This window comes from Terriglobales bacterium, assembly GCA_035764005.1.
Classification (GTDB): Bacteria; Acidobacteriota; Terriglobia; order Terriglobales; family Acidobacteriaceae; genus Gp1-AA112.
Map to the genome: position 1 here is coordinate 1 of DASTZZ010000011.1, position 4,321 is coordinate 4,321.

At 55.5% G+C, this 4,321-nt stretch carries 5 protein-coding genes; 1 reads left to right on the top strand and 4 read right to left on the bottom strand.

Translation table 11 applies throughout. The features are described 5' to 3' along the window. From VFU50_01685 to VFU50_01695, 3 genes are all read right to left on the bottom strand, one after another. The coding region (locus tag VFU50_01685; protein ID HEU5231542.1) for a zinc dependent phospholipase C family protein at window positions 1-461 on the bottom strand (461 nt) is incomplete at its 3' end. 144 nt (window positions 462-605) lie between these two features. Beyond that, window positions 606-761, bottom strand: coding sequence for a DUF3309 family protein (locus VFU50_01690; protein HEU5231543.1), 156 nt, complete (start codon window positions 759-761; stop codon window positions 606-608). 176 nt (window positions 762-937) lie between these two features. After that, window positions 938-2,596, bottom strand: a complete 1,659-nt coding sequence (locus VFU50_01695; protein ID HEU5231544.1) for an OmpA family protein — start codon at window positions 2,594-2,596, stop codon at window positions 938-940. A gap of 936 nt (window positions 2,597-3,532) precedes the next feature. On the opposite strand from VFU50_01695, the gene VFU50_01700 reads away from it, so the two are divergent. Continuing rightward, on the top strand, window positions 3,533-3,760 hold the full coding sequence (locus tag VFU50_01700; protein HEU5231545.1) for a hypothetical protein: 228 nt from the start codon (window positions 3,533-3,535) through the stop codon (window positions 3,758-3,760). Between the two features lie 189 nt (window positions 3,761-3,949). Here VFU50_01700 and VFU50_01705 read toward each other — a convergent pair whose 3' ends face one another. Beyond that, complete coding sequence (locus VFU50_01705; protein HEU5231546.1) at window positions 3,950-4,210, bottom strand: GlsB/YeaQ/YmgE family stress response membrane protein; 261 nt, start codon at window positions 4,208-4,210, stop codon at window positions 3,950-3,952. Window positions 4,211-4,321 lie beyond the last annotated feature (111 nt).

Here is a 4,321-nt window from a genome sequence, read left to right on the forward strand (position 1 = left end):
TCGAAGCCGATAAAATCGTGATACTGCTGGGAGGCGTAGCGGTTCTTCGCGACCTGCACGGTGTCGAAACCGAATTCGGTTTTTAAATGCGCTGTCTTGTCCTGGGCATACCGTACGGACTTGCCATACTTCGCCCGCAGCTTCGGATACTCGATCGCGACTGCCTGATTGACGGCTGGGTGACCCGCAACATCCGCTGCGTAGTGCGACAGCGCGCCCAACGCGAAGGCGTACTCGTTGACATCCCGGCTCTCAAGTATCAACTCGCGAACAAAGTCTCCGCTGCGAACGTAATGCACTAGGTCGCTGAATTCTCGGCTGCCGAACGGGTAGTAGCCGAGATCCTGAATGACGGCTCCCCCGTAAGCATAGGCGTGGGCCTCTTTGATCTGGTCGTCGGTCAGTCCGGGAAATCGCTTGAGCAGGAGAGGGCGGATCTGGTCAGCCCATAGCAGGTCCACAATTTCTTCATGCGTCAGAACCGAGTACGCGGACAAGCCACCGCTGCACAGAAGCATTACAAGCAGAAGCGCTGACGCGCGGGGAGAAAACCGGAGCCGGCGCTTCGCTGCGGCCCCGGACAATATCGGAATGTCACGCATACTCTAGATCCTGCCGAGGAGCAGCAGAATCACCACAACGACAAGGATCAGGCCTACCGTGCCGCTCGGGGCATAGCCCCAGCTTCGACTGTGCGACCAGCGGGGCAGCGCACCAAAGAGCACTAAAAGCAAAATCACGATCAGTATGATTCCAAGCATATTTCACTCCTTTCTCGATCTCGCAAAACGTTCGGAGTTTCTGAGTTGAACTTCCCCCGTGACCTTCGATCCCTTGTTCGGTCCGCTCCAATAAACCAGGAACGACGAAGACCACGAGGAAACTCTCGCCATTCCATCGAGATTCAGGTCGCAATCCCGACTCGACGCCGGCGCTTTTAGCGCAAGCTCCCCGTGGTTGCATCTACCGGGTGGCCGATGGCCTCGCCGGAGACCACGAGTTCAACCCTTCGGTTCTGCTGGCGGCCAGCGGCGTTATTGTTTGTGGCAACCGGTGAACTGTTGCCATATCCCTGAGCTGTCACCGAGTTCGCCGAGACCCCTTCTTGCACCAGGTAGTCACGTACCGAACCCGCGCGATTCTCAGAGAGTTTCTGATTCATCGTATCGCCGCCCACATTGTCCGTGTAGCCGCCGACTGCGATATTCAGTCCTGGGTAGGCGAGTAGAATACCGGCCACTTTCGCCAGCTTCTCGCGAGCGCCCGACTTTAACGAGTACTTTCCGCTTTCGAACAAGACATCGGACATGCTGACGATGAGACCCCGAGCGCTGTCGCGAGTCTGAAGGACTGCGTTCAACTGCTCGGACAGTTTGGCGCGCATTGCCAATTTGTCGGTTTCGGCCTGATCGGTTTTCAATTGAGCTTGCTGGGCGGCCGCGCGGGATCGATCAGCATCAGCCTGGGCCGCGGAAACTGCGGCCGCTGAAGCAGCCTGGCTGTCCGCCATATCGGCTCGCGCTTTGTCTGAGTCCGCCTGAGAATCGGCAGCATTGGCGCGGGCCGTTGCGGCGTCAGAGTCAGCTTGTTGCTTGTCGGCTTGTGCATTCGCCGCGTTAAGTTCGGCTTGCGTTTTTGCAGCTTCAGCATTTGCGGTGGCGGCTTGTGCCTCGCGTGTCGCCGCTTGCGCGTTGGCGGTGTCTGATTCTGCCTGAGCTTTGGCGATCTCCGCTCTTGCCTGGTCCGACTGGGCCTGCTGCTTCTGCCGCGTAGCGTCGTCTGCTTCGGCCTGGGTTTGTGCTTGCGCATTGGCGGCAGCTTGACGTTCGTTGGCCTGACGTTGCTCATCGATTTTCTTGACGGTGATTGCGCGAGCGTCTTCTGCTGTTTGCACGACTTCGCGCGCGACCGCGATCATAGCTTTCCGGTCCGCGTGCTTGTCGGTGGCGAGTTGATCAACCTTATCCATGAGCCGGACCGCATGCTGATAGCTGTCGCTCGCATACTGCTCTGCGCCCTCGGATTCCGCAATGCGCACAGCATTGCGCGCTTCGAAGAACTCCAACGGTAGGCGAGTATTCAGAACCACAGGATCGAATTTGTAGCCGGTCGGAATGTAGCCGCCGCGCTCCATGAGTTCATACTTGGTGTTCATGGCCTCGGTGGTTCCCTTGGTATCGGCGCGGACCACATTCTCAATCACGACGACGTTGCTGGGCTGCCGCACTGCATAATAAGGTTCGGCTGTGACGACCAGTGCAAAGGCCTGCAGATCGGTGGTGACGTCCACCTTGCTGCGATGGTTATCGCCAACTAGGATTTCGCCGAGGTTAACTGCCCGGCCTTCTGGAGAGATTGCCCACAGGACATAAGTGAGATACTCGCCACCGAACGTCGTGGGTTTTTGCAGATTGGCAAATTCAACTTCGATTTCTGTGTAACCTTTCTTGCTCTCCACTTTGGCCTGGCCAGTCGCGGCAGGCATCAGTTCCGTCCCGGCAAAATCCAGCTTGGTGGCTCCGCCGCGATGCTTGTAATTGATCGCCTGCACGCTACGGCTGGTCACGGACACGTGAAAAACGGGAGTCGGGTTCATGGGTTCTACTACGAGTTCTGTTTGAGAATTGGTTTGGGCAAAGGCGCTCGTACTGAGAAGCACTGCTGCTGTTAGCAAAAGCTTATTTTTCAAAGGATCTCCTTCAGGCAGTTGTCTGCCGTGTTACGTTGTTGGAACGTTGGGTTCGCATCTCATGTCCGTGTTGGTTGCCTGAACTCATCCTTCACGATCCGATGCGCATGCGGGATAGCGAATGAAAGAGCCCTAACGCGTTGAGCGGCCACACAACTACCGCAATCACTACCCACCGCGTTCAGAATTGACTTGATAGACGACTGCATAGGAATGAATGGGTTCACCAGGCATAGCAGGACGCCTACTACCACCAGAATCTCTGCTGCTTGAAGTAAGGGCATAGTCTTTGACGTTTCCTTCCTGCGGACACCTCTCACATCTCGCGTGAAACGCGGATGCGCAAGTTCAGCTGTCGGGAGCTCTTGTGGATCGATCGTGTTCGCCGGATTGATCGACAACGCACGGCTTGAATGCCGGTCTTCTGGATGTGGTCGCTTTCGGGTGAGGTCACCAGTAACGGTCGCAGCGACCGAGAAATTGGAACTGCGAATCAGCGGCCACGATTCGATCCACACACTCGGGCAAATTAATCATGGCAGGAGCAGAGTTTCTTGTCTGAGCAAGATAGCTCACCGCGGCACGTATGGCGTGCGTGAGCATTGGTGAACTCCCGGTTGGTATCCATTCCAGCAGAAGATTAGAAATCGGATTTCAGAGGTGGTTTCATCTTTACCAAGACGGCGACATCTTTCTCGCAATTTCAACTCTATTTTGATTACTCACGCTGGGCGTATGCCGAATTGAGCTATCTTGCTCAGTAATTCTCTTGCAGCAATGCAAGCCTAGGATGGGCGAGCACTGATCGTATCTTGGTTGGTGTACGCAAGGATGGGTTGGACAATGACTTTAATAAACGTTGCTTTTCGCTATGGCACCCAACTAACAGAAGTTCAGACGCGCGCGATGGCCCGCGTGCGTGACGTCTATGGTATCTGGCGCATGACTGTAAACGGAAAAGAGCGCACGCTCCGAATCGAATACGATTCCTCCCGTCTATCGGAATCCGGGGTTGCCGGCTTACTGCGAAGTGCAGGGCTCGATGTGTCGGGAAAAGTGGCCCTCTCCTGAGAGGTGCGGCATGCATCCTCTGATGGATCGAACTGCAGTAACGAGGAAATCCGCACAGTTATGTTTCCGAAATTAGTCACGCTCAGCAAGTCACTCCCCCAACGTGCGCGCTGAGTCTCCTTTACTAAGATCGCACGAGCCGTATACGGTCAATAGATGTGAGGACGAGATTCCCCACGGTGCAGCAGCTTACGCGCGCGTTCTTCCACCTCTGACGGCATGGTAAACAACCAAGATGAGCACCGCCCCGATCACAGCGACAAACAGGCTATACAGGTTCACGCCGGATACGCCGTGGGCTCCGAACATGGTGAAGACCCAGCCCCCAACGACAGCGCCAACGATTCCCAGCACGATATCGAGAATCACTCCTTCGCCACTCTTGTTTACTAGCTTGCTGCCTATGAACCCAGCAATCAGACCCAATACGATCCAGGCCAAAATCGACATAATCCTTCTCCTTTAAACTTGGTTATTGTTGCTCGTTCGGTTTGTATTGAAACTTTCAAGAAATCAGCGCGGACCCTCGAGAAACCCCAGGTTTGAGGACAGATCGAGGGT

Coding starts and splice junctions, on each gene's coding strand:
- VFU50_01705 (HEU5231546.1), bottom strand. CDS start 4,210: ATGTCGATTTTGGCCTGGATCGTATTGGGTCTGATTGCTGGGTTCATA.
- VFU50_01700 (HEU5231545.1), top strand. CDS start 3,533: ATGACTTTAATAAACGTTGCTTTTCGCTATGGCACCCAACTAACAGAA.
- VFU50_01690 (HEU5231543.1), bottom strand. CDS start 761: ATGCTTGGAATCATACTGATCGTGATTTTGCTTTTAGTGCTCTTTGGT.
- VFU50_01695 (HEU5231544.1), bottom strand. CDS start 2,596: ATGAACCCGACTCCCGTTTTTCACGTGTCCGTGACCAGCCGTAGCGTG.